Annotated in this window: 2 protein-coding genes; both read left to right on the forward strand. The window is 41.9% G+C overall.

Features of this window, described 5'->3' with window-relative positions:
* On the forward strand, nt 1-359 hold a 359-nt coding region (locus F6K51_RS38055), incomplete at its 5' end, for an oligosaccharide flippase family protein (protein ID WP_293031549.1).
* 48 nt (nt 360-407) lie between these two features.
* The gene (locus F6K51_RS38060) at nt 408-773 is read left to right on the forward strand and encodes a hypothetical protein (RefSeq protein ID WP_293031551.1); all 366 of its coding nucleotides are present in this window, start codon (nt 408-410) and stop codon (nt 771-773) included.
* Nucleotides 774-1064 lie beyond the last annotated feature (291 nt).

Genomic DNA, 1064 nt, shown 5'->3' on the forward strand with positions numbered 1-1064 from the left:
CTTCATCCACCAGCCCTGTCTATGCTTCCGATCTTTGCGCCTTTATCGGTTTGAGCTATTGGTCATTTGTGGTGGGAGATGCTGCTTTTTGGTTTATAGAGTATTGGATTAGTCGTCGTCATGTAGAACACAAATTCCGCTTACAGATTGATCCACAGGCTAGCTCAGAAGTCTTGTCGTTCTGTTTTGGTGCCACTGTTTCCAGTTTGGGATTTTATGTAAATGCCAATGGTGACAACTTTGTAATTGGTAAACTGCTGGGTAATACTAATTTGGGATACTACAACTTTGCTTACCAATTGACCCAGACCATTAACACTGTAATGGGTGAGGTGATTAATCAGGTAGGAATGTCTTGATTCGCCCAGTTAGAGAATGACGAAGAGCAGCAAAGTGTTCTAGTCACAATGGTTGAACAAATGGCTTTCCTGGGGGCTCCTCTATACGCCTTATTTTTTTTAGTGGTAGACGATCAGGTCATCTCTATGATATTTGGCCAGAAGTGGGTGCCAGCCTGCCAGGTAATTCCCTGGTTACTGGTGTTTGCTTACTTTAGGCTGATCAATAATTCACTGATTAATATGCTTGCAGCAAAAGGCAGAACTGGGATTAACGCCAAGGTTAACCTTATGATTGCTCCCGTAGCGTTCTTGAGCTTTATCATTGGTGCTGAGCAAGCAGGAATACTTGGGGTGGGAATTGCAGTTACTTTCGTGCTAGGAATTGTTTGGACAGTTTACTGGTGGTGGGTAGCTTGCGGAGCACTAGGTTAGCCATTGATTAAGTTTTTACTACCGTGCTTTAAAGCTGCTGTGATTGTACTGCTAGCAATTGTGAGTTGTCTAGGGTTACCAACAATCCTGAAGCCCTTCCTATTTATGAGTCTCTATATCGTCTGTATGCGCCTGATCGCTGCCAAACAATTTTTAAGTTACCAGTCTCTACTAGGGAAATTGGCTAATCAGCTGACAAAGTTAGGTAAAAGTCAGTTATAAGCTAATAATTCAGTAAATTTACTGAAGGTTAGGTTAAGCGAATGTACTGTTTAATCGGTAATTTCTCTA

It is taken from the genome of Moorena sp. SIO3I8 (assembly GCF_010692325.1).
GTDB lineage: Bacteria > Cyanobacteriota > Cyanobacteriia > Cyanobacteriales > Coleofasciculaceae > Moorena.

Excerpts from the sequence above, each read along its gene's own strand:
- F6K51_RS38060 (WP_293031551.1), top strand. The coding sequence starts at position 408 with ATGGTTGAACAAATGGCTTTCCTGGGGGCTCCTCTATACGCCTTATTT.